Origin of the sequence: Mucilaginibacter sp. SG538B (assembly GCF_013376065.1) — a bacterium.
GTDB classification, from domain to species: domain Bacteria; phylum Bacteroidota; class Bacteroidia; order Sphingobacteriales; family Sphingobacteriaceae; genus Mucilaginibacter; species Mucilaginibacter rubeus.
The window spans coordinates 748705-775316 of the sequence record NZ_JABMJI010000002.1 but is presented as its reverse complement, the minus strand read 5'-3'; the positions used below and the strand labels follow the sequence as shown (position 1 = coordinate 775316).

General features: G+C 42.3%; 18 protein-coding genes and 1 pseudogene. 9 read left to right on the top strand and 10 right to left on the bottom strand.

Annotated features, from left to right (window positions below; all coding sequences use genetic code 11):
* The first annotated feature begins 33 nt into the window (after positions 1-33).
* Positions 34-327 (top strand): PIN domain-containing protein, encoded by a 294-nt coding sequence (locus tag FHW88_RS30410; protein ID WP_176625831.1) that lies wholly within the window; start codon positions 34-36, stop codon positions 325-327.
* Here the strand turns inward: FHW88_RS30410 and FHW88_RS12745 are convergent.
* From FHW88_RS12745 to FHW88_RS12730, 4 genes are all read right to left on the bottom strand, one after another.
* The gene (locus FHW88_RS12745; protein ID WP_176625829.1) at positions 308-691 is read right to left on the bottom strand and encodes a DUF2809 domain-containing protein; all 384 of its coding nucleotides are present in this window, start codon (positions 689-691) and stop codon (positions 308-310) included. The genes FHW88_RS30410 and FHW88_RS12745 overlap by 20 nt on opposite strands.
* An 81-nt stretch (positions 692-772) precedes the next feature.
* Positions 773-1516, bottom strand: a complete 744-nt coding sequence (locus FHW88_RS12740) for a zinc ribbon domain-containing protein (RefSeq protein ID WP_090532210.1) — start codon at positions 1514-1516, stop codon at positions 773-775.
* Positions 1516-2613, bottom strand: a complete 1098-nt coding sequence (locus tag FHW88_RS12735; protein WP_176625827.1) for a Nif3-like dinuclear metal center hexameric protein — start codon at positions 2611-2613, stop codon at positions 1516-1518. Before FHW88_RS12735 ends, FHW88_RS12740 begins: the two co-directional genes overlap by 1 nt.
* A 32-nt stretch (positions 2614-2645) precedes the next feature.
* The gene (locus FHW88_RS12730; RefSeq protein WP_255485324.1) at positions 2646-3059 is read right to left on the bottom strand and encodes a TM2 domain-containing protein; all 414 of its coding nucleotides are present in this window, start codon (positions 3057-3059) and stop codon (positions 2646-2648) included.
* A gap of 79 nt (positions 3060-3138) precedes the next feature.
* On the opposite strand from FHW88_RS12730, the gene FHW88_RS12725 reads away from it, so the two are divergent.
* The 5 genes and pseudogenes from FHW88_RS12725 to FHW88_RS12705 all read left to right on the top strand — a co-directional run.
* A complete protein-coding gene (locus FHW88_RS12725; RefSeq protein ID WP_176625825.1) occupies positions 3139-4119 on the top strand; it encodes an NAD-dependent epimerase/dehydratase family protein in 981 nt (326 codons plus the stop codon).
* Positions 4120-4121: 2 nt separating this feature from the next.
* Positions 4122-4913: an SDR family NAD(P)-dependent oxidoreductase gene (locus tag FHW88_RS12720; protein ID WP_176625823.1), complete on the top strand. Its 792-nt coding sequence runs from the start codon at positions 4122-4124 to the stop codon at positions 4911-4913.
* A gap of 4 nt (positions 4914-4917) precedes the next feature.
* Positions 4918-5193 (top strand): hypothetical protein, encoded by a 276-nt coding sequence (locus tag FHW88_RS12715; RefSeq protein ID WP_176625821.1) that lies wholly within the window; start codon positions 4918-4920, stop codon positions 5191-5193.
* A 336-nt stretch (positions 5194-5529) separates the two neighbouring features.
* The gene (locus FHW88_RS12710) at positions 5530-7896 is read left to right on the top strand and encodes an ABC transporter permease (RefSeq protein ID WP_176625819.1); all 2367 of its coding nucleotides are present in this window, start codon (positions 5530-5532) and stop codon (positions 7894-7896) included.
* A gap of 139 nt (positions 7897-8035) precedes the next feature.
* Positions 8036-10348: pseudogene (locus tag FHW88_RS12705) on the top strand (ABC transporter permease); the annotation flags it as partial.
* Here the strand turns inward: FHW88_RS12705 and FHW88_RS30405 are convergent.
* Positions 10342-10404 carry a YSIRK-type signal peptide-containing protein gene (locus FHW88_RS30405; RefSeq protein WP_223266147.1) on the bottom strand — a complete coding sequence of 21 codons (63 nt, stop codon included), beginning with the start codon at positions 10402-10404 and terminating at the stop codon, positions 10342-10344. The pseudogene FHW88_RS12705 and the gene FHW88_RS30405 sit on opposite strands and share 7 nt — an antisense overlap.
* A 242-nt stretch (positions 10405-10646) precedes the next feature.
* On the opposite strand from FHW88_RS30405, the gene FHW88_RS12700 reads away from it, so the two are divergent.
* A complete protein-coding gene (locus FHW88_RS12700; RefSeq protein WP_176625815.1) occupies positions 10647-11594 on the top strand; it encodes a hypothetical protein in 948 nt (315 codons plus the stop codon).
* A 5-nt stretch (positions 11595-11599) separates the two neighbouring features.
* On the opposite strand, the gene FHW88_RS12695 is transcribed toward FHW88_RS12700, so the two are convergent.
* Positions 11600-12955 carry a UDP-N-acetylmuramoyl-tripeptide--D-alanyl-D-alanine ligase gene (locus FHW88_RS12695; RefSeq protein ID WP_176625813.1) on the bottom strand — a complete coding sequence of 452 codons (1356 nt, stop codon included), beginning with the start codon at positions 12953-12955 and terminating at the stop codon, positions 11600-11602.
* Between the two features lie 173 nt (positions 12956-13128).
* Positions 13129-15306, bottom strand: a complete 2178-nt coding sequence (gene recQ, locus FHW88_RS12690) for a DNA helicase RecQ (RefSeq protein ID WP_176625811.1) — start codon at positions 15304-15306, stop codon at positions 13129-13131.
* A 236-nt stretch (positions 15307-15542) separates the two neighbouring features.
* Between recQ and FHW88_RS12685 the strand changes: the two genes are divergently transcribed.
* Entirely contained in the window at positions 15543-18050 is a 2508-nt protein-coding gene (locus FHW88_RS12685; RefSeq protein WP_176625809.1) for a M14 metallopeptidase family protein, read from the top strand.
* A gap of 149 nt (positions 18051-18199) precedes the next feature.
* On the opposite strand, the gene FHW88_RS12680 is transcribed toward FHW88_RS12685, so the two are convergent.
* From FHW88_RS12680 to FHW88_RS12670, 3 genes are all read right to left on the bottom strand, one after another.
* A complete protein-coding gene (locus FHW88_RS12680; protein WP_176625807.1) occupies positions 18200-20647 on the bottom strand; it encodes an outer membrane beta-barrel family protein in 2448 nt (815 codons plus the stop codon).
* A gap of 532 nt (positions 20648-21179) precedes the next feature.
* Positions 21180-22862, bottom strand: coding sequence for a PspC domain-containing protein (locus FHW88_RS12675; protein ID WP_176625805.1), 1683 nt, complete (start codon positions 22860-22862; stop codon positions 21180-21182).
* A 25-nt stretch (positions 22863-22887) separates the two neighbouring features.
* The gene (locus FHW88_RS12670; RefSeq protein WP_090532189.1) at positions 22888-23220 is read right to left on the bottom strand and encodes a PadR family transcriptional regulator; all 333 of its coding nucleotides are present in this window, start codon (positions 23218-23220) and stop codon (positions 22888-22890) included.
* Positions 23221-23448: 228 nt separating this feature from the next.
* On the opposite strand from FHW88_RS12670, the gene FHW88_RS12665 reads away from it, so the two are divergent.
* Positions 23449-26601, top strand: a complete 3153-nt coding sequence (locus FHW88_RS12665) for a SusC/RagA family TonB-linked outer membrane protein (RefSeq protein ID WP_176625803.1) — start codon at positions 23449-23451, stop codon at positions 26599-26601.
* Positions 26602-26612 lie beyond the last annotated feature (11 nt).

The window sequence follows — 26612 nt, the reverse complement described above, 5'->3', positions numbered from 1 at the left end:
CATTATATTGTACTTGCTGGATGGGAAAAGTTATTGCAGGGTAAGCAGATCTATATTTCATTTATAACCGAACTGGAACTAATAGGATTTAAAAACCTTTCAGAACGCGATGAAAAACAAATACACGGCTTATTAAGTGATTGTTCAATTATTCAGATGAATAATAAATTGAAAGAACAATATGTAACAATAAGAAAAAAATATAGTTTAAAACTACCAGATGCTATCATAGCGGCAACAGCCATTGCATTCAATCTGCCGTTTATAACATCTGACAAACAATTCAGAACTATAAATAAGCTAAAACTTATTTCTTATGAGATTTGAAATTTTTTAACCCTAAGCTGTCAACTCCAACCCCTATCCCCACTCCAATCACATAACACAATAAATCACTCCACAAAAAGCCCTCACCCAAAACCAGCCTGCCAAACAGTGTGTGCCTGATGTCATTTATCCATGGCGCTTTATAAAGCTGGCTAAACTCTATCGCAAAGCAAAACAGCAAAGCCGCAATAACATTGAACCTGATAGTTTTGGTAATAAACAGAAATCTCATGATAAAGTAAACCATCGTAGCCCATAAGATGTCGCCTATGAATAAAGGGATAAATTTAAAATGGCGGGATAACAAACCGAGGATAATGGTTGCTATTGTTAATATCAAATAGGTTATCCGGCTTTTAGGCATGGAATAAATATCGGCTAAATAAACGAACAAAAAAGGCACCCCGTGGGTGCCTTTGATATATTTAACTTTATAAATGGTTGTTTATGCTTCTTCAGCTTCCAAAGCCATTTGCTCGTCAACAAGGATCCGTCCGCAATGCTCGCAAACGATGATCTTTTTACGCTGACGGATGTCTGACTGGCGCTGAGGAGGGATCTGGTTAAAGCAACCAGAGCATGAATCACGTTGGATAGTTACAACTGCAAGACCGTTTTTTGCGTTTTGACGTAAACGGGTGTAAGCAGTTAATAAACGCTCTTCGATGTTATCCATAGCTTTTGCAGCCTGGGCATTCAACTCGGTTTCTTCTTTTTCAGTTTCGGCAGTAATGGTGCCTAATTCTTCTTTCTTGGCGTCAAGGTCGGCCTGACGGGCTTCCAGATCCGCCAATGCTTTTTCGTAAACCTGGGTTTTGTTGGTGATTTCGAAACCGTATTCACGGATCTTCTTTTCACTCACCTGTATATCTAAGCCCTGGATCTCAATTTCTTTTGAGATAGCATCATATTCGCGGTTGTTTTTAACCTCGTTAAGCTGGCCTTCGTATTTTTTGATGTTCGCCTGAGCTTCTTTGATCAGGTTTTTACGGGTAACTATGTCATCTTCCACATCGTCAAGTTCACCTTTGATCTTTTGGATGCGGGTTTCAAGGCCTGCAACGTCGTCCTCAAGGTCGGCAACTTCCATTGGCAATTCGCCCCTTACCTGGCGGATCCTGTCAATCTTGGTGTGGATAGTTTGTAGCTCGTATAAAGCTTTAAGCTTTTGTTCTACGGTTTGTTCCATTAAATAAAATATTTGACGGGGTTTGTATTTACTTCTGTTAAACGGACGGCAAAGATAGGGAATTTTTTTCTAATTATTTCATACAATAATTGCTGCGTAAATTGTTCACTCTCAAAGTGTCCGATATCTGCAATAACTATCTTTCCTTCGGCATCAAAAAACTCATGATACTTGTAATCGGCCGTGATAAAAACGTCGGCTCCTGCGGCTATGGCATGCTTTAGCAAAAAGCCCCCCGAACCGCCGCACACAGCTACTTTTTTAACGTGTTTGCCCAATAATTTAGTATGCCGTATCACATGCGTGCGCATCTTATCCTTTACATGAAACAGGAAACTTTCTTCATTAAGCGGCATTTCCAACTCGCCTATCATACCCGAGCCTACCTGCTGGTGCTGGTTGGTTAAATTGAAAAGATCATAGGCAACTTCTTCATACGGATGGGCCAGGATCAAAGCCATCAGGATCTTGCTCTCCAAATTGGCCGGATATACGGTTTCTATCCTTACTTCATTTTCCTTGTGGCGTTTGCCCGCTTCACCAACATAAGGGTTAGCGGCTTCATTACCCTTGAATGTTCCGGTACCTTCGGCATTAAAGCTGGTCTCGCTGTAATTGCCAATGTTGCCTGCTCCTGCTGCAAACAAAGCATCGCGTACAGTGTCGGCATGGTTTAGCGGAACGTAAGTAACCAGTTTTTTGATCAGGTTATGTTTGGGCAGCAGTATGCGGCTGTTTTTTAAACCTAAAGTTTCACAAATGCGGGCATTAACGCCGGTCATGATGCTATCCAAATTGGTGTGAATAGCGTATATAGCAATACCTTTACGGATAGCTTTTTCAACCACCCGTTCCACATAGGTTTTGCCGTTGAATTTTTTTAACCCCTTAAAAACGATAGGGTGGTGCGATATGATCACCTGGCAGCCGGTAGCAATAGCCTCATCAACCACAGCTTCGGTACAGTCAAGCGAGATCAGGGCCTGGCTTACCTCCTGCTCTGGGTTGCCAACTATCAGGCCAGAATTGTCATAATCTTCCTGATAGTTGAGTGGCGCGAGGCTTTCAAGGTAAGCGGTTAAGGCAGATAGTTTCATTAAGTTTTTTTAGAGATAAATAATGGCTTTGTTTAGCTGCTCATTTTAGCCATTTGGTAGCTTTCGTAAGCCATGTTTTTATTATACTCCAAAGTTATCGACTTATTGTTGATCAGATCCACAATAGTGCCAATCCAGCAAAAGCCTACTGTTAGCAAATAAACAATACCCATCCCAATCTGGCCTAATACAAAGCGCTGAATGCCGGCAAAACCTACAAAACCAAGCAAGGTAAATAACAATATATCCTGTGAGTTTTTTCGCTTGTTGCTGTAAACCATGTAAAAATATTTTTTCTGGCTTTCTGTCAAATCGGGGGTGGCGTGTTGTAGAAATCCCAACTCTTCCGGCGAAAAACCGGCAAATGTGCTATGTGGGTCCTGGTACATGTTCATTTTAGGTAAGGCTTGTTTGATAGTTATTTCAAATTTAAATAATTCTGCCATTAAACCTAATGGCTAATTGTGCCGAAAAAATTTAGCTATAACGTATAGGGGTAAACCAATATCTGATTGTAATACCTGTATGAAAGTTTTAGTAACCGGGGCAACAGGGTTTATTGGCAGGCAGCTCACGTTGTCGCTGGCTATGCAGGGTTATGATGTTAAGGCCTTATGCCGCAATACCGATCATCCATATTTAATAAAGCATAAAAATATTGAACCGGTTACCGGCAATATTCTGTACCGGCAAAGCCTGGGGAGGGCTATGCAGGGCTGCGGACAAGTTTACCATACCGCCGCCCTGGCCAAAATGTGGTGCCGTAACCCCGATGATTACCATGAAACCAATGTTACAGGCACCCGCAATGTACTGGAAGTAGCGGGTAACGGCGGTGTACAAAAAATAGTTTATACATCAACCTGCGGCGTATGGGGCCCAACGGTTAAACATCCCATGAATGAGAACGATCCCCGGATAGCCGGTTTTCCAATTGCCTATGAACGCACCAAATACCTGGCAGAGCTTGAGGTACAAAACTTCGCAAAACAGGGGATGCACATAGTTACAGTAAACCCATCACGCGTATATGGCGAAGGGCCTGTTACCGAAAGCAATACTGTTGGCAAAATGGTTTCGGCCTATTTACGCGGCAAATGGCGCTTTATACCCGGCAACGGCGAACAGGTAGCCAATTATGCTTTTTTAACCGATGTGGTTGATGGACATTTGGCGGCTATGGATAATGGAACCAGCGGCGAACGCTATATTTTAGGCGGAGAGGATATCAGTTTTAACGAGTTTTTTAATACAGTATATGAGGTATCCGGTAAACGGCACCGGCTTATCCATCTGCCTTTAAAAGCGATTGAATTTTATAGTCACATTGAAAAGCTGAAAGCACAGCTTACCGGGTTACGGCCCTTTTTTTTACCTGAGTTTGCCGAACGGTTAAAGTATGATCAAAAGTATAGCAGCAATAAGGCTATAACCCAATTGGGTTATAGGATAACCCCCTTTGCCGAAGGGATGCACAAAACAGTTAACTATCTTAAACAAGCCTGAACATGACCAACCAAACCGCCATCATAACCGGCGCCAGCGAAGGGTTGGGCAAATCATTTGCCATTGAACTGGCATCACGCCGTATAAACCTGGTTCTGGTTTCATTGCCGGGTTCAGGTCTGCCCGAACTGGCATCGTTTATCCGCAAAAACTTTGAGGTTAAAGTAAATTATCTTGAAATTGATTTAACTCTTGCCGAAAGTTACCCGGCAATTTTTAATTACCTTAGTGATGAGCAAATTACGGCCCACCTGCTCATCAATAATGCGGGTTTAGGTAACTGGTCGTGGTTTGAAGATCTGAACATTGGGTTTTATAAAAAGCAAATTGAACTGAACGTGATTACACCTGTACTGCTTACACGCCTATTCCTGGCCCAGGCGGATGCTGCTGTTACTTCATACATATTAAATGTAGGTAGCTTGGGCGGCTTGTTTGTAGTGCCTAAAAAGCAGGTTTACGGTGCTACCAAATCATTTATCAGGTATTTCACCAAATGTTTGCAGCTTGAACTTCATGGCTCAAATGTGAAAATCAGCCTGCTTAGCCCCGGAGGCATTAACACCAAGCCCGAGCTGCTGGTAATGAATAATAAGCTCAAAGGCCTATCAAAGGCAACCATTATGGAGCCCGGGCACGTAGCACGTATAGCGGTGGATGGCTTGCTGAAAGGAAAAAAAGAGATCATTCCCGGTATGATAAACAAGATGCTTGTTTTATTAAACAGTTTGCTGCCTGCCGCTGTTAAAGACATCATTATAAGGCAGCGACTGGCCACCATTATTAAAAGCTGACGGCATGATCATTTCATTACTTACCTACCGGCATATCAAAAACCTGTGCAGCTTTTTCAAGCGCACGCGCAATAGTTTTAAGCTTATTAATAACGAACGTATTGTTATTATCTCGGGCAGTATGCGCGGGTTGGTATTGTATTTTGACCGGGATGCCTGCGAGGTTAAGACCGGCGACAAGGATTATATCAGCATTGATATTACCCGCGATTTCTCAGTCGAGATGCTGATGCGGATCCTGGTGAACCATAATATCATAACTTCGGTTTTTGAAGGTTAAGCATTCCCGCTATCCCGTCAAATCAATTAAGTAATTGTTTAAAAAACAAAACTAACCGTTTAAAGTCGTACACTGGCTGTAACGTTTCCGAACAATATTGTCCTTTATTGCCTTTCAATGTGTTCATTGTAAGTTATTTATATTGTGGCATGAAATTTAACATCATATTATGGTACCTGTACCCATATTACAAATGCGATGCCTGATTAGTTTAAATATGTGCTGAAAAAGATTATTGGGACATATCTGTGAGTATAATAGCATAACGCTGTTGGGGACTGGGTATTGATGAATAAAATTGTTCTTTTCGTTAGTAAAACTTAAACCTACATAACCATGATCAGAACGTACTTTAAACTCGCTTACCGCAATTTAATTAAAGACAAAACCTATTCCGTTATTAATATATCTGGTTTGGCAATTGGCCTCGCAGCAAGTATCCTGATATTGCTTTGGGTACAAAACGAACTGAGTTACGATATGTTTCATAAAAATGCGGCACAACTATATCGTATAAACTGGGATGTTGATGGCTTAACCATGGCCGGCACACCCACTGCAATGGCCGGCTCGGTAAAAGCGCAATTACCGACTGTGAAAAATGCAGTACGTATAAACCCGAAGAGTTACTTGTTTGAAGCCAACGACAAAAGGTTTATAGAAGACAGGGTAATTTATGCCGATCCCAATTTTCTGGATGTATTTTCATTCCCGCTTGTAAAAGGTGATCGTGCAGAAGCTCTAAAGCAAATAGATGGCGTTTTAATAACGGAAGCTACAGCCGTGAAATATTTTGGTAATGAAAATCCCGTTGGCAAGTTTCTGAAAAAAGACAATAGTGAAAACGTGGTAGTGACCGGGGTTTTAGCCAACATCCCTGCTAACTCGCACATGCAATTTGATTTTGTAATGCCAACAGCAGCATTGTACAGAGCTAACCCAAAGGTTGAAAAATATCAATGGGAAGCGCCGTATTTTCATACTTATGTTCAGTTAGATAAAAATTTTGACCCAAGCCCTGCCAATTTAAAAAAATTGGAAAGTCAGATTTTCCAGATCTATCATAAATACGAACCGCAAATGAAAAGTGCGTTCCATCTTCAACCCGTTACCCAAATTCACATGGCCCCGGCGATAGGGATGGATTTACCCGGGCACGGTAATGCGCTATACCTAAAAATGTTTTTTGTTGTAGCTATTTTAATACTTGCCGTTGCCTGTATCAATTTCATGAACCTGGCTACTGCGCGTTCGGCCCGACGGGCAAAGGAAATTGGCTTGCGCAAAGTAGCTGGGGCGCAAAGGTTTCAACTGATATTTCAGTTTTTAAGCGAAGCCGTGTTCACTGCTTTTTTATCGCTGCTACTTGCACTTTGGATAGTAGTTTTAGTCCTGCCGATGTTTAATCAGCTGATTGGTAAACAACTTACCATTGATTTTGCCGATGCGAAGCTTTGGCTTGGTCTGTTATGTATCGCGTTATTAACAGGGATGATATCGGGAAGTTACCCGGCACTGTTTTTATCGGGTTTTAATCCCGTTAAAGTGCTTAAGGGGAATGTGAAATCAATGGGCGGTAATTTAATTTTTCGCCATGCTTTGGTGGTGACCCAGTTTGTTGTTTCGGTGGTTTTACTGATAGGTACGATAGTTATTTACCAGCAACTTAAGTTTGTACGAGAAAGAAATCCCGGCTTTAACAAATCCAGTCTTTTATATATGGACATGAACGGTGATATGGTAGATAAAGAAGCTTTGCTGAGAAATGAGCTACGGCAAAATCCGCTCACCAGTGATTTTGCTATTACCAACGAACTTCCTATAGATGTGGGAGCCGGCGCAAACGTTTCATGGCCGGGCAAAGATCCCAAAACGCTCGGAAACCCAACGCCGGGAATTTACGTGAGCGAAAATTTTGCCCATTTATTCGGATTGAAATTATTGGCAGGCCGCTTCTTCTCTGAATCGATCAAAACCGACTCCAATAACTGTGTCATCAACCAAAAGCTGCTGGGCCTGATGGGGTTTGCCAATGCGGCGGCAGCTATCGGAAAGCCGATGGCATTGCACAACAAACCAAGCGTCATTATTGGTGTGGTTAAAGATTTTAATTTTAAACCGGCCCAGTCGGCTATTGAGCCGTTGATCATTGCTTTAACAGGTGGCAGTGGCACAGTTGTTATGCGAACCAAACCCGGAGCAACCGCGGCAACTATTAAAGCTTTGGAAAAAATAAGCAAAGAAATTAGTCCTGCCTATCCTTTTAGTTTCAATTTTGTTGACCAGCAAATGGCAGCCCTTTACCGCGGCGAGCAGCAAATGGGCGATATTTTTAAGCTGTTTGCCGCGATGGGAATTTTTATATCCTGCATCGGCTTATATGGTTTATCAGCCTTTATTGCCGAACAGCGCACCAAAGAAATAGGTGTGCGCAAAGTGTTGGGTGCATCGGTATTTAATCTTGTATATCTGTTATCATCCGGAATCACGAGGCTCATCCTGATAGCCATATGTATAGCGCTTCCGGTTTCCTGGTATGCAGCAAATGTTTGGTTGTCGGGCTTTGCTTATCATATCAATATTAGCTGGCTGATATTTTTTGTGGCATCGGCCGGAGCTTTGGGGATTGCCTGGCTTACGGTTAGTTATGAATCTATTAAAGCGGCAAGTGTTAATCCTATTAAAAGTTTGAGGACCGAATGAGATCGTTACATAAATGAACACCCGGCTGTCCGTTTCCGAACGATAGTGTATAGTTGCTGTGTGTAATTTTCTGATAATTAGCTATTTATGATATTGGCATCATTTTAATTAGGTGTTGCCTGATAAAGCCGTTGTTATTATGCTGAAAAACTATATCAAAACCGCCTGGCGGAACCTTGTCCGCAATAAGTTTTATTCGGTGATCAATATTGCCGGGTTAACCCTGGGCCTCGCCATTGGGATCCTGATCCTGCTTTGGGTGCAGGACGAATTTAGCTTTGATAGCTTTCATAAAAACGCATCAAATATTTACCGGGTAGAGCTTTTTGGCGGTACAGGGGCCAGCAAGCAGATCTGGCAAACAACAGTGGCACCGATGGGGCCGCTGGCTAAACAGGAACTGCCCGTTGTGCAAGATCAGGTGCGCATAACCAATAACTGGTTTTTCTCATTATTTAAATACCAGGATAAAATTTTTAACGAGCAGGCGGTAGGCTTTGCTGATCCCTCCCTGTTTACTGTTTTTGATTTTCCGCTGATTGAAGGTAACAAGGCAAAGCCTTTTACGAACGATAATTCCGTAGTGATTACAAAAAGAACGGCAAAAAAATATTTCGGTAATGAAGATGCTTTAGGAAAAGTTATTGTGGCCGATAATAAAGAGAATTTTACTGTATCGGGCGTTATTGATGATTTCCCGCTTAACTCAAGCATTAATTATGATATGATCATGTCCATGAGCTATCATATCAAATATATGTTTACCAACAATAAGGTTGATCTGAACCATGATTTCAGCAATTACGCTTATGAAACCTATTTGTTGTTGAAACCGGGCACTTCTTTAAAAAAGCTATCGGCCGATTTGAATAAAGTTCACCTGAAACGGAAGCCTGAAGATACCGATGCCGATTACCTCTTGCTGCCCGCAACTAAAATGCATCTTTATAATGCGGACGGTACCGACCGGGGGATCAGCACTGTACATATCTTTATCATTATCGCCTTAGTAATATTAGTGATTGCCTGTATCAACTATGTTAACCTTTCAACCGCGCGGGCCATGCTGCGCGCCAAGGAAATAAGCATGCGAAAGATCATCGGCGCGGCAAAAACACAATTGTTTATGCAGTTTGTGGTAGAAACAGCTTTGCTGTTTATCCTTTCGTCGGTTTTAGCAGTGTTGGTAATTTATAACGTAATTCCTGTATTTAATGAAATTGCGGGTAAGCAACTGGTATTTAATCTTTCCAACTACCATATCTGGTTGGTTATTGCGGGTACCATCACTGCTACACTTGTATTGTCCAGTATTTACCCGGCGCTACTGCTTTCATCTTTTGAACCATTAAAAGCACTCAAGGGTAAAATCTCCAATGGTATTGGAGATGTGCTTTTCCGTAAGATCCTGGTAGTGGTGCAGTTTACCTTTTCAGTAGTATTGATCATCAGTACCATTGTGATCACCAGCCAGCTTAATTACATCCGGTCAAAAAATTTAGGCTATGATAAAAGTCACGTGTTTGCTTTTTGGATGCGCGATATGAAAGATCATTATGATGCTGTTAAAGCCGAACTTTTGAAACAACCGGGTGTTGAAGCCGTAACGCGTTCAAGCGGCAATATTGTTAATAATGGTGGTATTTCCGGCGATAACGATTGGGATGGTAAAGCCACCGGTCAAACGTTTATTGTACATCCCCAAGGAATTGATAAAGATTTTATTTCTTTTTTCAAGATAAAAATGGCTGCAGGTCGCGGTTTTGATGGCTCGGTGAGTGATTCGGCACATTATATCCTGAACGAAGCGGCAATAAAGGAATTAGGGATGAAAGATCCGATAGGGAAGCGTTTCAGGTTGCGTAAAACAGAAGGTACTATTATAGGTGTGGTTAAAGATTTTCACTTCGCGAGTATGCGTGAAAAGATAGGCCCGATGGTATTTTTCTACGCCCCGGATACGTATGCTTCCATATATATTAAAACAGCCGGCGACGGTGCTCCAAAGGCTATAGCGGCCGCCGAAAAAGAGTTTAAGCAATACAATGGCCAGTTTCCGTTTGGTTATACTTTTTTGGACGATATATTTAACAAACTTTATCAGGGCGAGCAGCGCGAAGGTACTTTATTTAACTATTTTGCAGGGATCGCGATTTTAATCTCCTGCCTTGGCTTGCTTGGTTTAGCAGCGTATACCGCCCAGGTGCGTACCCGCGAAATTGGTGTGCGGAAAGTTTTGGGTGCTACCGTAACAAATGTTGTTGCCCTCTTAGCAAAAGATTTTATTAAGCTGGTGCTTATTGCTATCGTTGTGGCTTTCCCGATTGCCTGGCTGGCCATGAGCCACTGGCTTGATGAATTTGCTTACCGAGTTGGCATAAGCTGGACAGCCTTTGTATTAGCTGCCGTGATTGCCCTATTGATTGCCTTTATCACTATCAGTTTTCAATCGGTTAAGGCCGCGCTGGCTAACCCGGTTGATAGTTTGCGGAGGGAATAAAGATTGATTTAGAAACGTAGAGACGCATCACATGCGTCTCCCGAATGACTGGTTTTGCGCTGATTGCTTACCTGTCCTCATGGGAGACGCATGTGACGCGTCTTTACTTTGAAACTTAAAACAATTCCACCAACCACTCTAAAGCCATTCCTCTTGATCCTTTGGACTGTTGGGCACTCCACTTATTAAATATTTTTTGCTCTTGATATTTTGCTTTAATTTTAAAGCGCTATTCCAACATGGCGTTTTTATGAAAATATTCTTTAGCCTGATCCTTACCCTTTTTGCAGTTAATTCATTTGCTCAAACTGAGAGTGAATTTCCCAATCAAATACATACAGTTAAGTCCGGTAAGCTTGTAAGAATAACCGGAACTAAGGTTTATATGCAGATACCTAAAGATTATCAGTATATAAAAGAGTTGGCCCGCTATCAAAAAAATGATAAGTTGTATATACAAGTTGTTGAATCAACTGCTGCAAATTTTAATAATGCCAAGACTGGTTTTACGAGGGAAGCAATTGAAGCCAAAGGGGCAAAAATTGATGTTGTAAAAGGCATTAAATTAAATCAGTTTGACGGCATTTTTGGCGATGGACCTTCCAAATATCCCGACGAAATAAAAGTGATGTTAGTTTTTGGTGACGAAACATTTGTTACCTTGATTGCGGGCGTTTGTAAAACAGCAGACGGACAAGGAAAAAAGGAGTTATTAGATATCTTGAGATCAGTTTACTATGACAAGGAATTGAAATCAGATCCGCTGGAATTGGCTAATTTTGAATTTGATCATTCCATCACCAATTTTCAATATGCTATGACCGCTTCAAATATGTTTATGTATAATGAAAATGGTAAAGCTGATGGGAACAACTCACTGGCCAATTCTTTTATCATTGCGTCACTCCCTAAAGTTACGGAAGAGAAAGCGAATGAGTTTGCCAATGATATGCTTTGGCGATACGAAAAAAAGGGTATCAAGCTTGACAATAAAACAATAAGCAAAACCAAAATAGGTAATTATACTGCCTATGTTTTAAATACTAAAACAACACTTAACGGAACGGCTGGCGTAATGTACCAGGTAGCATTGGTAGGTGAAAATTCCAGTCTTCTTTTTATGGGAAGTGCTTACAGCAATACAAGCAATTACCTTGTTAAGTTTAAAAAAACAGTAGAGTCGATAAAGATTAAGTGATTAGTTTAAAACAATTCCACCAACCGCTCTAAAGCCATTCCTCTTGATCCTTTGATCAGGATAGTTGAATTGGTAATAGGCTGTGCTTTCAAAGCAGCAATGGCACCTTCGGCAGTTTCATAAAACTTGTCCATGGTCAATGGTCCATGATCCATGGACTGCGAAGCACCCAAAAAATCCTTTCCGATAAAGATGCGTTCATCAACAGCGGTATCCATAGCTTTGCGGATAACAGATGCATGTTCAACAGCCGCTTCCGGCCCCATTTCAAACATATCGCCCAAAATAAGTACCTTCCTTTTTGCTTCAATTTTGCCCACGTTTTCAATGGCTACAAACATGCTGCTTGGGTTGGCATTGTAATAATCGCAAATGAGCGTATTAGTAGCTGTTTGTACAATTTGCGAGCGGTTATTTTTAGGCTGATAACCCTCGATACCGGCGTTGATTTCATTAGCCGGTAAACCGAGATAGGTGCCTATACATATGGCTACTAAAATATTGGGCAGGTTATAAGTACCCGTTAGCTGGGTTTTAACTTGATAGCTGTCGCCGGTTTTATTATTGGTCCAACTTAAAGTGAGCAACGGAGAATTTTCCAACAGTTCACCGCTGATGAGATTGTCAATAGCATCGGTTCCGTAATACTCCACGTGAGGTAAACGACGGACAGCAGCCATCTCCATTAAAACAGTATCATCGCTATTGACAAAGACAGCACCATCTGTTTTGCTTACTCCCCCTTTAGGGGGCAGGGGGGCAAAATAATCATACAACTCCCCTTTACCCTTCTTCACTCCTTCAACTCCGCCAAAACCTTCCAGATGCGCTTTACCAACATTGGTAATTAAGCCAAGCGATGGTTGAGCAATACTGCAAAGCAGCTCGATCTCTTTTTGGTGATTGGCCCCCATTTCAATAACGGCCACCTCGTGGCTGGCATCAATGGTTAAAATGGTAAGTGGTACACCAATATGGTTATTTAAATTGCCTTGGGTAGCCTGGGTTTTAAAATGTTGCGATAATACGGCATTGATCAGTTCTTTGGTGGTGGTTTTTCCGTTGGTACCTGTAAGTCCGATAACCGGGATGTCAAGCTGACGGCGATGATAACGCGCTAAATCCTGCAAGGTAGTTAAAACATCCTCAACCAATAAATACTGTTCGCCCAGTTGATATTCGGCGTTGTCAATTACCGCGTAAGCTGCACCGGCCTCAACTGCTTTTTGTGCAAAAGTGTTGGCGTCAAACTTATCGCCTTTGAGCGCAAAGAACAGACTGTCAGGCACGATCTTCCGGGTGTCGGTGCTAATTACGGGGTGTTTGAGGTATATATCGTACAGTTGGGTTGTGGTAGTCATGTGTGTTGAACAAATGCAATTCAAAAATATGTCATCATTAGCTTGCGCACGTTTGCAACGAGTGCTTAACGTGGCTCGGCGATTGTATCGCCGGGCTTGCGTTTTAAACGCAAGCCCATTTTAAGCGCTCGTTGCAAACGAGCGCAAGATTGTTCTTTCAAACTTAACAAAAATTATTCCCCCTTGTTCATCCAGCCAATTACAGCTTTGATTTCACCGTAGCTGTAATCATCGCCTAAAACTTCTTTTAAGGGCGATAGTCTTTCAGTTCCATAACTTTCAACGGCGTCGGCAATAACAGCGATCTTTTTCTGCGGAACTATTTCGGTGATATCCAGATCGCCGTTTTGTACATAATAACTCAGGTGTGTTTCTATGGTAGCTGTAGTGAACCCGCGCTCAGCAGCTATTTCGGCAACGGTTTTTCCGGAGCGATATAGGTTAAACGTTTCGGCTTTAGTATCATTGCTTCGCGAAGAAGATTTGGTTTGCCCCGGTGATTTCGCCTTCCGCTCCCGTTTAGGCGATTTCTGTTTTATTTTTGAGCCGAGGCCTTTTTCAGCACAATAAATCTTAACCGGTTCAAGCAGTTCGCGACCATAACGGGCCAGTTTAATATCGCCAAAACCAGAAATCATTCGCAGTTCATCCAAACTTTGCGGTAGGTAGGTAGCCATTTCCTGCAGTGTAGCATCGGATACAATAACATAAGCCGGTACATTTTCACCCTCGGCAATGCCCCGCCTAACTTCCCTTAACCGGTTGAATAACGGAATCTCATAAGGCAGGTTTTCTTCATGGTGAACCTCTTCAACTTTTTCTATCTCAATAAACTCAACCTTTTGCCCGCCCTTTAATACGTCGGTGCTCTGCGCGGTAAGTTTTAATACCGGGTATTCATCGCCGGCGGTTTGCAGATAGCCCATACTAATCAACTCGCGGATGTGGTGCTGCCAGTCGGCCTTGCTGATATCTGCACCGATACCGTAGGTTTTTAACTGCTTATGTTCTTCACGGATCTTATCGCTTTTTGATCCCCGCAAAAAATCTATTACATAGTTAGCCCCGAAACGTTCATTTAACCGGGCTACCGCCGAGAGCGCTTTTTGAGCGATCAGCGTGCCATCAAAACGTTTATATTCGGTTAAGCAAACATCGCATGAGCCGCATTTGGCCGGGAATTCTTCGTCGAAGTATTTCATCAGGTATTGCCTGCGGCACGATAGCAGCTGGCAATATTTAACCATATCATTAAGCTTATTAAGCATGATGCGGCTTTGCTGCTCATTGCCTTCTACTTTGGCAAAAGCCTGCAATTTCATTGCATCGCCGGGCGAGTAAAGCAACAATGCTTCCGACGGAAGCCCATCGCGTCCTGCCCTGCCGGTTTCCTGATAGTAACCTTCAATGTTTTTTGGCAGATCGACATGCACCACATAGCGCACGTTTGATTTGTTGATGCCCATGCCGAAAGCGATGGTTGCCACAATGATCTTCAGGTCATCTCGCAAAAATGCTTCCTGATTACGGGCTTTTATTTCGTTACTTAACCCGGCATGGTAGGCTTCTGCAGCAAAGCCTTCATCTTTTAAATCCTCGGCCAATGCCTCGGTAGATTTGCGGGATAGGCAATAAATAATCCCCGACTCATCCTTATGTTCATTTAAAAAGGCGATGAGCTGTTTAAAGCTGTTCTTTTTAGGCGCCACGCGGTAAGTAATATTTGCCCTGTTAAATGAGGATACAAATATTGCCGGCTTATGAAGGTTGAGCTTTTCAAGGATATCTTTTTGCGTAAGCTTATCGGCTGTAGCCGTAAGTGCTATAACCGGCACCGACGGAAACTCTTCCTTAAGCCCGGCAAGCATTAAATACTCAGGCCTGAAATCATGTCCCCAAGAGGAGATACAATGTGCCTCGTCAATAGCTATCTGTGCAACTTTCAGCGTTTTTAAAAAAGGAATAAGCTTACTTTCTTTATTTTCTTTGCTTTCGGCACTGAACAAACGTTCGGGGGCAAGGTAAAGTAGTTTGATCTCATTGTTTCGGAGCCGGTTTACAAGCACCCTCGTTTCCTCGGGATTTAACGACGAATTGAGGAAAGCCGCAGGGATGCCGTTAACGTTCAGGCTATCTACCTGGTCTTTCATCAGCGCAATAAGCGGTGATATTACAATGGTCAGCCCATCGAGCAGAACAGCAGGTAACTGGTAGCACAATGATTTGCCGCCACCGGTAGGCATCAGCGCCATTACATCCTGCCCCTTAAGTATATTTTGAATGATAGCCTCCTGCTCATGCCTGAAGGTACTATAACCAAAGTATTTTTGCAGGGCCTGGATAGGTGTCATGTTTGTTAATTGCAGATATGCAAATGTGCAGATTTCAGATTATAAATGTGCGGATTTCAGATGTGCAAATTTTAGATAATGCGCATCCTATTTGTTTTGTGTTTTTATAAATAAATTCAGTGTATTTTCTAATCATTTACATATCTGCACATCTGAAATTTGCACATCTAACAATTTGCCAATATTTTTCTGCATATTAGCTTATCTCTTTTCTCCTATATATCTATTATTTATTTATGATAAAAAAACATTTACTCCTTTTTGTATTTGTAAGTTTTTTTTGCCCGGCCTTTGCGCAAAAGATCCAATCGCCGCAGGAGTTCCTGGGTTATAAACTGGGTGAGCATTTTACTCCACATTATCGTATCGCCGAATATTTTAGATACGTTGCGTCGGTTTCAAAAAATGTAAAACTTCAGCAGTTTGGTACTACCAACGAGGGCCGGCCTTTACTGGCGATGTTCATCGCTTCTGATGAAAATATTGGCAGGCTGGAAGAGATCCGTCATAATAACCTTAAACTGGCCGGGATTGAAAGCGGTGGCGGCAGCACTGCCATGCCTGTTGTTACCTGGCTAAGCTATAATGTACATGGTAACGAGCCTGCATCAAGCGAAGCTTCGATGTGGACTTTGTTTGACATGGTTGATCCGGCAAATGCTGCTACTAAAGCCTGGCTTAAAAATATGGTTGTTGTTATCGATCCTTGTTTAAACCCCGATGGGCGCGACCGCTATGTTAATTTTTATAATTCGGTAGTTGGCGCTGCGCCAGATCCCAGCCCAACATCGCGCGAGCACGTTGAACCATGGCCGGGAGGCAGGGTAAACCATTTTTATTTTGACCTTAACCGTGATTGGGCCTGGCAGCAGCAAAAAGAAACCCAGGCCCGCGTAGGCTTATACAACCAATGGCTGCCGCAGGTTCATGTTGACTACCATGAGCAGGGTTACAACGCACCTTATTACTTTGCCCCTGCTGCCGAGCCTTACCATAAAGATATTACCCAATGGCAACGCCAGTTCCAGATCACCATTGGTAAAAACAATGCCAAGTACTTTGACCAGAACGGCTGGATGTATTTTACAAAATACGAGTTTGATTTACTGTACCCATCATATGGCGATACTTATCCTTTATACAATGGCTCTATCGGCATGACGTATGAGCAAGGTGGTATCAGTGCCGGTTTGGCTGTGGTTACCCGCAGTGGCGATACCCTTACCTTGGTGCAACGTGTGGCCCATCACCATTCAACAAGTTTAAGCACGCTTGAAATAGCCGCGTTAAATACTCAAAAGCTTTTGGATGAGTATAAAAAGTTTTTTGACAACAGTCGGGCCAATCCCCCGGGCGATTACAAAACCTATGTTATTAAAAACGATAACAATAATAAAATTAACGCGTTGGCAAAAATGCTGGGCCGCAACGGCATCCAGTATGGTTTTGGCTTAGCTAATAAAACCGTTACTGGCTTTAACTATGTTACCCAAAAAACGGAGCAATATAATGTTGGCGCAAACGATCTGGTAGTTAATGCCTATCAGCCTAAAGCAGTATTACTGCATGTGCTTTTGGAGCCCAAAACTTTTATCCCGGACTCTAATACATATGATATTACAGCATGGTCGCTTCCATACGCTTATGGTTTAAAGGCCTATGGGTTAAAAGAATCATTTAAGCCTGCCAGCACCGAGTGGAGTGTTGCTGCACCTAAGCCGCTGGTAAATACCCATGCCTATGCTTATGTATCGGCATGGCAATCGGTTAACGATGTGAAATTTTTGGCCGCTTTGCTTAAAAAGAAGATTAAAGTGCGTTATGCCGAAAAGCCATTTGAAGCAGGGGGCAGGCAATTCACAGCAGGTTCATTAATTGTTACCCGTGCAGGCAACGATCTGGCCGATTTTGACCAGGTGGTTACTCAAACCGCTGCATCACTTAATCAGGAGATCACCCCTATTTCAACAGGCTTTGTTGATAAAGGATCGGATATCGGTTCGGATGCGGTAAGGTATATCCATCAGCCTAAAATAGCATTGATTGCCGGAGATGGTATAAACTCCGAAGCAATGGGTGAGGTTTGGCATTTGTTTGAGGCACAAATTGGATATCCGGCCACTTTAATAAGGTACCAGGATTTAAGTCGCACAAAACTGGGCGAGTTTGACGTAGTGATTTGTCCCGATGGGCGTTATGAAGATTTTCCTTCAGAGAAATTACAGAACTGGATCCGTGATGGCGGTAAGCTGATAGCCGTGGATAATGCTGTATCATTACTGGTTGATAAAAAAGGCTTCCTGATTAAGCATAAGGAAGAGAAAAAAGAAGACAAGGATAAAGAAAAGGACAAGGATAAAACCGTTAAATTATATGGAGATCGCGACCGGTTAGCGCTTAGCGAGTCCATCCCCGGTGCTATTTATAAACTGAACCTTGATAATACACATCCGCTTGGCTTCGGTTTGCCTGATTATTACTATTCGTTAAAGCTGAATGACGATATCTACGATCTTTTTTCGGGCGATGACGGCTGGAACGTGGGCACCATAAAAAAGGATGGCTACGTATCGGGCTTTGTTGGTGCGGAATCAAAAAAGAAGATCAACAATGGCTTGCTGCTTGGCGTACAACCCATGGGGCGTGGTTCGGTAGTTTATATGGTTGATGACCCGCTGTTCCGCAGCTTCTGGGAAAACGGTAAGCTGTTATTCAGTAATGCCGTATTTATGGTGGGGCAGTAGCAGCTCTCACCCCCCAGCCCCCTAAAGGGGGAGTTTTTGATTAGCATGGTCTTAATAAATACAAAAGGCCTGTTTCCCAAAATGAAAACAGGCCTTTTAATTATAAATGCGATGTAGCTGCTCCCCCTTTAGGGGGTCGGGGGGCGAGACTAATTATTCCCCTTTACCCTTCCTTTTTCATCATCGGCACCGCTGCGGTGCTGACGCATTTTGATAGAACTGTTACCAAAGTTGTAAGTAAAAGTAAGGCGCATTACCCGGGTATCATTTTTTTGTTTGATAACAAAGTTATTGTTCACCACCTGGCTGCTCAAGTCATTGCGGCGGATGTTGAAGATGTCATCGCATGAAGCTTTGATGTTGAATTTCTTTTCCATGAATGATTTACTGACACCCATATCTACCGAGTAGCGTGGTCTGATCTTGTAAATGCCGTAGGTTAATGATGATTGATAATCGCCGGTTACTTCAAAGCGGTAGCCTGCAAACTTGAATGTTTGTGTTGTACGGCCCTGGAAAGCCCATTGCCCATCATTGAACTTTTGACCAGCAAGGGTATCCGACTTAAAGCCCAGGTAAAACGCGGTTGCGTTAACATTGCCCTCCCACCATTTGGTAATGGTGAATGGTGTGTTGATGTTGACATTGTAACCGGTTTGTGTTTGCAGGTTTTGATGTGTTTCAAATGAACGCTTGCCTTCTGTTAAAATCAGCTCTGTAATAGCATCGGTTGTGTGACTGTAACCAAGGCTTACATTGATAGTTTTATTATAAGTATAATTAAGCTCAAAATTTTGAGTGTATTGCGGGTTCAGGAACGCATTACCTTGCGAATAAGTGTAAGGGTCAAGGTAATAAACAAAAGGGTTCAGATCGTCATAGCCCGGACGGTCGATACGGCGGCTGTATGAAAAGCTTATCTCGTTTTTATCATTAATGGTTTGGTTAATAAATACGCTTGGGAACAGGTTTAAATAACTCCTCTTAACAGGTGTACTGCCAATCAGGTTACCTGTAGACCGGGTTTGCTCGGCACGTAAGCCTAATTGTACCGAGAATTTTTTGAACTGTTTGTTCAGGTTCAAATATCCGGCGTTGATTTTTTCGGTATAAATAAACCGGTTGGTACGTGTAGTATCATTAATATAAGCACCGTTGCTGAAGATCTGCGCTTGCAGGTCATTATCGGTTTTAACACTGCTGAATTTTACCCCGGCTTCCAGTTTGATGGTTTTGGTAAGCGGTTTGGTGTAGTCAGCCTTACCGGTGTAGATGCTTATGGTTGAAGGTGTTTGGTTACGCAGCATTTGTGGTTCATGCTGTATACTTCCATCAGGTAAAAAATAATCGGTATTGTACATGGCATTGGAGTTGTTTTTGAATTTAGAGTAATCCAAATCAATGCTCAGCTCCTGGCCGTTGGTATCAAGCTTAAGCCTGTCGTTAAGGTTAAGGGCGAAGTTTTTATAGGTTTGCCTGATATCTGATGTAGTGCGCAACGATGAATCGGGCACGCCAAATTGTTTGCCGATAATTGTGCGGTTATCATTCAAGTCTTTTTCGCTGTTTGAATAACCACTTACTACAAAACCGATAGTATGTTTTGGGGTTAGGTCATAATCGGCACCTAAACGATAGTTGTTGTAATGGTTGATGCTTGGCAGGCTTGATTTCTGGTTGAAATAAGTTTTATTGCCAAGCGAATCAGTAATGATACGGTCAATGCCAATATCATGGCCGCGTTTGTTATCACCCCTGCTTAATGAGGTAAATACATTGAGATTGCCTTGTTTGTGATTAAGGTTTAGGCTGCTGTTATCGCGCCAGTATTTGCTTTTGGCACCACCTACAGTGATACTGCCGTTTGTGCCCGATTGTGTATTCTTTTTTAATTTGATGTTGATGATCCCTGAGTTGCCTGCTGCATCATATTTTGCCGATGGGTTGGTAATGATCTCGATAGATTTAATGGTATTGCCATCAGTTGAACGTAATAAAGTAGCCAGCTGCGCTGCCGTAAGATAGGTTAGCTTGTCATTGATCATGACAGTTACGCCTTGTTTGCCTTTCAGGCTGATGTTATCGTCCTTATCAACAGTAACGCCCGGTGCACGTTCCAAAATTTCCATGGCTGTGTTGCCAGCTGCAAGTACGCTGTTTTCAACGTTCATTACCGTACGGTCAATTTTACGTTCAATGAGCGGTTTGGTAGCAGTAATAGTTACTCCCTTTAATTCGGTACTGCCTGTGTGCAGGTTTAAAGCAGGAGCTGTAACATGCGGTGTATTTGCAGGCACGGTGAAGCTTTTGCTTACAGCTTTTTGATAGCCAACAACAGTGGCTTTAATAATATAGTTGCCCGCTTTTATGTTGTCAAAAACATAAACACCGGCATCGTTACTTAAGGCTCCTTTAACCACGGTTGAATCAGATGCGCGCAAAAGGCTTACAGTTGCATAATCAAGTGGTTTGCCCTGTTCATTGAGTAAGGCCCCGGATACCTTGGCGGCAGGCGCGGCCTGCTGGGCAAAGGATACACTACAGCTGATAGCAACAAGCAGCAGTGTATAAAATATGTTGTGTATGATAGCTTTCATTTTTAGTTCGGTTTAAAAGTAAGGGCAATACAATGCCGTTAAAGGATTGCTCCTTTTTTAAAATTTGTAAATAAGTGTGTTTAGTTTCCGGCGTGCTTTTTCCGGTTTTTTAGGGTTTAGTAGTTATGAGATATAGGCGATTGTTTTCATTGTGTTAATGCTTCTAATTTAATTTAGCAAAACAATCCCACCTGGCTCTTAGGTCATTTTTTAACGATTATTAAATTTATGTTGCCGGATCACCCGGAAATGGTAACTGTGTTGCTTTTTATAGTAAGATGCAAAAACAGGGGTGTTGGTTACAGATTATTTTCACTTTTTAATGCGGGCATCAAATTTTTTGCCATATCCTTAATAATCCGGAAGCTAATTGGCATTTCATTTTGGCGGGTAATGTTTGATTTGAGGTTGGTTACCCTGCTGTTTAAAAGCGGATTACCGCTTGTTTGAAGCAGGAGGTAGAAGGGTATAATAAGCCCGCTAAAAATTAGCAGGCTTATATATTTAAAAAGTATTTTCACAGGGAAATGGTTTATTGTGCTTTTGCTGTATCGGCGGGGCTTGCCGGTAAGGTATCCTGTTCCTGTTTGAGCGCCTTTAGGCTATCTGCTTTGAATTTGGCTGCCTTTATCGGGTCAACTTTGCATTCCAGCCCATTGGTGGTCATGATATAGGTGGCTGTGGTAATGCCATCACCATCGCTTTTGCACTCATATATATTGAAGTTGATGTTACGGTCGAGTTTTTGATCAATAATGATCTTAGCGTTAAGCGGTACTTTTAGGGTTAGATGTAATTCCTGCCCGCGCCATAAAAAGCCTTTAGGCATTTCCAGGTGGCGATCGAAATTCAATACCGAATCTTTTTGCTCAAAGCGATAGGAAGCGCTGCGGGCGTTGATCAAGGCTTCTTCAAGATTGCTGCCGCGGGCGCTGAATGTTTCGATGAGCACCGGTTGCGGCACATCACTCTTTTCAATATCGATGTTAACGTTGCGGTTTGGCATGTCATCGCCATTAAAATCATCATCTAAAATGATCATGCCTTTAAAGCGTTCATTTATTTTAAGGCGGGTACTATCCTCATTACTTAAATACTTGGTGTCATTCAGCTGCAGGTAATACGTGTTGTTTGTAGTTGGCTTAAGTTTAACTGTTTGCGTAAACTTACCACCCTCACGGAAGCTGGCCGCTGTTTTTACGCCATAGTATGAAACTGCGCCCAGCGAGGCCAACCAGATACATAATAAGGTGGTACCAATTGAGCGGTTAAATGAAGCCTTTTTAAACAGGAAGCCTATCGTTGATAAAATAATGGCTAATAAAGGTATAGTTAGTACTAAAAAGCCGCTCGCCATAAAAATGCCGTTGGCCTGGTGATTAGTTATGTTGAAGGGAAACAGATTATAGATGCCCATATTACCCGCAGCAAATAGCGCGATAAGCGAAACGATGAGCGCTATGGTCATGCCAAGGCAGGCCAATAAAACAGCTGCAGCCAATAGTTTGCCAAGTAAACTGCCCGTACCCCTTAAAAAGGCGCCAAGATGTTCAAAGATATCGCTGATCAGATCGCGAACCTGGTAAATGAACGGTTTGGCTTCATGTTTAAAGTTTTGAAGGTTTTCGCGTACAGTGCTCAACTCTTCTTCAAAGTTCTTTTTAAAACCCTTCAAATCCTGCTTTTCACCCTTCATAGCCATACGGTCGGCACGGGTTATGGCTTTCGGCACAACCATCCATAATATAATATATATAACAAGGCCCATGGCGGCAAAAGGCACCAGGATAACAAAGGCCAACCTTACCCAGGCCGGGTTAATGTCAAAATAATTGGCAATACCAGCGCATACACCACTGATGAGGTGATCGTCCGGATCGCGAAAAAGCCTGCGGCGTTCGGTATTGTACTCAAACGGATTGCCACCCGCAGCTTTGGCGTCGGTTTCAGCAGTTTCAAAATCCTGTACGCTGCCCATTTGTTCTGTAACTTCCTTAACGTCGGTCTCAACAATAACTTGTTTGGCATCTCGTGCCAGGATCTCGTTAAACATTTCGGCAATGCGGTTTTCAATGTCGGTTGTGATCTCCAGGCTATCGGCCGAAGTAGAAAAATGACGCTTTACATCCGTCATATAGTTCTTCAACACTTCGTAGGCATCTTCTTCAATGTGAAAAACCATGCCGTTTATATTTATGATAATTGTTTTGTTCATGATTATAGTGAGTTTGTAGGTTTTTCTATTTTCTATCGCCGATAGCTGTTTGAACAGCAAATACCAGCTCCTGCCAGGTTTTATCTAATTGTTCAAGTACGGCACGGCCTTCGTCCGAGAGCACATAGTACTTTCGGGGCGGCCCGGAAATTGACTCCACCCAGTTATAGGTGAGCAGTCCGTTATTTTTTAAACGGGTTAAAAGAGGATACAGAGTACCCTCAACTACAAGCAGTTGGGCTTTCTTAAGTTCAGCAATTATGTCTGATGCATATGTTTCGCCCTTAGCTATGATGGAGAGGATGCAATACTCCAGTATGCCTTTCCTCATTTGGGTTTGGGTGTTTTCGACGATCATAATACAAAGATATATGTTTTAGATTGTATTATGCAATACATAGTACTATAATTATTATTCTTTTAGCTAAAACTTGGCTTTTTGAAAAAAAAATGACGTTTTCAAAGAAATTACTTGACTTTTTGATAACGTAACATTACTTTTATGATTAATTAACTATTAACTGATCTTATTATTAACGAAATGAAAAAACTTCTACTCGTAAGTTTGTGCTTACTTGTGTTGTCTATGACGCAAGTATTCGCACAAAACCGTACAGTTACTGGTACGGTTACGGCCAAAGACGACGGCCTACCCATTCCGGGAGTAACAGTAAAGGTAAAGGGTACAACAATCGGTACCCAAACCAACGCAGCCGGTAAATTCTCTCTCAGTATTCCGGCAAATTCAACCCTTACATTTTCCTTTATTGGTTATGTATCTATCGACAGGCCAGTAGGCTCGTCCGGAACACTGAACATCGTTCTTGAATCTTCAAACAGGCAGCTGGGCGAAGTTGTGGTAACAGGTGCTTTGGGTATTAAAAAAGCAGCAAGGGAAACCGGTTATTCATCAACTAAAATTGGCGGTAAGGACCTTACCCAATCAAACGTTACAAACGTTGCTAACGGTTTAACAGCTAAGGTTGCTGGTTTGGCAGTATCAACTATTGATAACAGTATTGACCCGCAAGTTAGGATTACGCTTCGTGGTAACCGTTCTGCTTTAGGTAATAACACTGCGCTAATCGTAGTTGACGGTGTGCCTATCCCGGGTGGTTCATTATCATCAGTTAACCCTAATGATATTGCCGACATCAACATCCTTAAAGGTGCAGGTGCAGCAGCGCTTTACGGGTCGGAAGCTGCTAACGGTGCGTTAATCATTACTACCAAACGTGGCACCGGCGATTCAAAACCAACGATTACCTACAGCAACTCGTTCCAGTTGCAGCAAGTGGCTTACTTTCCGAAATTCCAAAATAAATTTGGCATTTACGGCGGCGAAGGTGATCCTTACATTGACCCTGAAACTGGCTTTTCACTTTACACCCCTTATGAGAACCAGCAATATGGCCCAGCATATGATGGCCACATGGTGCAGGTTGGCTATCCTGCAGGCGGCCCTAATGGACCAGTATTGATGGTGCCATACACTGCACAGAAAAAAAATCCGATCGAAGCTTTCTTCAATAATGGTTTCATTGAGCAAAATAATATCTCTTTTGCGCAGGGTGATGCTAAAAATTCATTCTATTTGTCGGCTCAAAATGCTTACAGCAAAGGCGTTGTTCCCGGTGATAAGAACAACCGTACATCTGTGAGCGTACGCGGTGCTAAAACTTACGGTAAATTCAAAGCGGATTTCTCTGTTGAGTATACCCGTACAGATATCAGCACTTACGGAACCGGTTACAATGGTTCATTATTGTTCACCAACCTGATTCAATGGCCTTCGTTTCTTAACATTAAAGATTTCAAGGATTCAAACAATGGTACATTTGCAAATCCAAGTGATTTTTATGACGCTTATGCTATCAACCCTTACTGGATCACTGATAACTCACGGATCAATAAACAGAGAGACGTGTTCTTGTCTAACTTAAGATTGTCTTACCAGGTAAATAATTGGATGGACCTGAATTATACCGTTTCTCAAAACTTTGGTATCGATCAGGAAAAATACACCCGCCGCCAGGTTAACTTTACACCATATAGCATAAGCGACCCACTTGGTGCAGGTAGTGTACAAAGTACATTTAAAACTGGTGTTGCACCTGGTATAGTAAGTGATTACTATCAATACGGTGATGGCACATCAAACTTTGGCGATGCCGATGGTTTTGCAAGGTTACAAGGTGACGCGACAATTAACTTGCATAAAACCTTTTTCAAGGATTTTAAAACAAGTTTATTATTAGGTAACACTATCCGCCAGCAATATCGTAAAGGACAGTCAACCGGAAGCAACAACCTGTTGATCAAAGATTTCTATAATATCAACACCATTGGTGGTGTAGTTAACGCCTCGGAAGCTGAAACTAAAATTCGCCAGGTGGCATATTTTGGTGCTTTAAACATCGGGTACAAAGATTACTTGTTTTTAGAGGGTACTTTAAGAAACGAAAGAGATTCTCGCCTAAATGCTAAAAACCGTTCTTTCTACTACCCATCAGGTAAAATTTCATTCATCCCTACAGATGCTTTTGAATTCCTGAAAAATAACAAAGTATTAAGTTATGCTAAAGTTTACGGTTCAGTAAGCCGCGTGGGTAACATCTCAATCGGTGCTTACAGGCTGCAAAATACTTATGGCGTAACTTCTGGTTTCCCTTATGGTTCATTAGGCGCGTTAACTGCAAGCACTATCAACTACAGCCCTAACTTGAAACCGGAATCAATCAACGAGATAGAGGTTGGAACTGAGCTTTCATTTTTTGATGGCCGCATCTCTGCAAAAGCTACTTACTACAAACAGAATAGCAAAAACCAAACGCTGCAAATCAGCACATCTGCGGCAACTGGCTATTCTGCGGCGTTAATTAACGCTGGTGAAATTCAATCAACCGGTACTGAATTTGAGTTGATCGGAGACATCTTAACCAAATCAAAAAATAAAGTTGGTTTAAGGCTTGGCGGTAACCTGTCAATAAACGATTCAAAAGTGTTGTCATTATTACCTGGTATTAACTCGTTACAAATCGGTAATAACGTTTACGCACAAGTTGGTCAGCCTTTCCCAATCTACAAAGGAACAGACCTTGTTAAAGATCCACAAGGTAGAACTGTAGTTGACGCAGTTACTGGTTTGCCTTCCGTTGACCCTACTCAGAAAAACTTTGGCCGTACCACACCCAAATATATCTTAGGCGTTAATGCACAGGTGAGTTATGATATTGTAACTTTATCAGGTGTAGGTGAGTATCGTGGTGGCTATATTATTTACAATGGCGTGGGTTCTACCTTAAACTTTGGCGGTTCATCATATTTGTCAGCAGCGGCAGGCCGTCAACGCTTTATTTATCCAAATTCAGTAATTCAAACATCTCCGGGTGTTTATACACCTAATACGAGTGTTTCAATTGCTGATGGCAACTATGGTTTCTGGCAAAGTTCTGCTTACAACACTGCGAACGGTCCAAGGGTTACAAGTGCTGCATTCTGGAAAATCCGCGAAATTGCTTTGGCATTTGACCTGACAAAATTTATCCGTACAACAGGTTTTGTTAAAGGTTTATCATTCGCTTTAACTGGTCGTAACCTGGCTTTGTGGACTCCTAAAAGCAACACTTATGGTGACCCTGAGTTCAGTAACTCTGTTGGTAATGATGCTGGCACTAACAGTGCCTCTCAAACACCCGCAACCCGTGTTTACGGTGCTGACCTTCACGTAACATTTTAATTAGCTTAAAA

Excerpts from the sequence above, each read along its gene's own strand:
- FHW88_RS12745 (WP_176625829.1), bottom strand. The coding sequence starts at position 691 with ATGCCTAAAAGCCGGATAACCTATTTGATATTAACAATAGCAACCATT.
- FHW88_RS12740 (WP_090532210.1), bottom strand. The coding sequence starts at position 1,516 with ATGGAACAAACCGTAGAACAAAAGCTTAAAGCTTTATACGAGCTACAA.
- FHW88_RS12735 (WP_176625827.1), bottom strand. The coding sequence starts at position 2,613 with ATGAAACTATCTGCCTTAACCGCTTACCTTGAAAGCCTCGCGCCACTC.
- FHW88_RS12730 (WP_255485324.1), bottom strand. The coding sequence starts at position 3,059 with ATGGCAGAATTATTTAAATTTGAAATAACTATCAAACAAGCCTTACCT.
- FHW88_RS12725 (WP_176625825.1), top strand. The coding sequence starts at position 3,139 with ATGAAAGTTTTAGTAACCGGGGCAACAGGGTTTATTGGCAGGCAGCTC.
- FHW88_RS12720 (WP_176625823.1), top strand. The coding sequence starts at position 4,122 with ATGACCAACCAAACCGCCATCATAACCGGCGCCAGCGAAGGGTTGGGC.
- FHW88_RS12715 (WP_176625821.1), top strand. The coding sequence starts at position 4,918 with ATGATCATTTCATTACTTACCTACCGGCATATCAAAAACCTGTGCAGC.
- FHW88_RS12710 (WP_176625819.1), top strand. The coding sequence starts at position 5,530 with ATGATCAGAACGTACTTTAAACTCGCTTACCGCAATTTAATTAAAGAC.
- FHW88_RS12700 (WP_176625815.1), top strand. The coding sequence starts at position 10,647 with ATGAAAATATTCTTTAGCCTGATCCTTACCCTTTTTGCAGTTAATTCA.
- FHW88_RS12695 (WP_176625813.1), bottom strand. The coding sequence starts at position 12,955 with ATGACTACCACAACCCAACTGTACGATATATACCTCAAACACCCCGTA.
- recQ (WP_176625811.1), bottom strand. The coding sequence starts at position 15,306 with ATGACACCTATCCAGGCCCTGCAAAAATACTTTGGTTATAGTACCTTC.
- FHW88_RS12685 (WP_176625809.1), top strand. The coding sequence starts at position 15,543 with ATGATAAAAAAACATTTACTCCTTTTTGTATTTGTAAGTTTTTTTTGC.
- FHW88_RS12680 (WP_176625807.1), bottom strand. The coding sequence starts at position 20,647 with ATGAAAGCTATCATACACAACATATTTTATACACTGCTGCTTGTTGCT.
- FHW88_RS12675 (WP_176625805.1), bottom strand. The coding sequence starts at position 22,862 with ATGAACAAAACAATTATCATAAATATAAACGGCATGGTTTTTCACATT.
- FHW88_RS12670 (WP_090532189.1), bottom strand. The coding sequence starts at position 23,220 with ATGATCGTCGAAAACACCCAAACCCAAATGAGGAAAGGCATACTGGAG.
- FHW88_RS12665 (WP_176625803.1), top strand. The coding sequence starts at position 23,449 with ATGACGCAAGTATTCGCACAAAACCGTACAGTTACTGGTACGGTTACG.